This is a genomic window from Bradyrhizobium sp. Kon58 (assembly GCF_055807455.1).
In genome coordinates this window covers 1-279 of the sequence record NZ_JBVVOT010000402.1, presented here as the reverse complement: position 1 = coordinate 279, position 279 = coordinate 1, and the positions used below count along the sequence as shown (strand labels likewise).

Here is a 279-nt window from a genome sequence, read left to right as displayed (position 1 = left end):
GCCGGGTCGTTGGCCGGGTCGAATTGATTCAGGAACGGCGTGGTGGAGGCAAAGAACAACGTGCCGTGCAGACGGTAGAGTTTGCTGCCGTCAGCTTCCAGGTGTTCGTCGGCATACAGTTCACGCGCCTGTTGCCAGGCCAAGTTCAGCGCTGCAATCACGATGCCGCACAGCACAGCGGTCGCAAGGTCGGTGAACACGGTGATGACCGTCACCGCCATGATCACCAGCACGTCATTGAGCGGCACCTTGTTGATCACCCGCAACGACGCCCAGGCA

The 279-nt window shown here is 60.6% G+C and carries 1 pseudogene; it reads right to left on the bottom strand.

Annotated elements, in window-relative coordinates:
- Positions 1-279: pseudogene (locus AC0L20_RS40930) on the bottom strand (SulP family inorganic anion transporter); the annotation flags it as partial.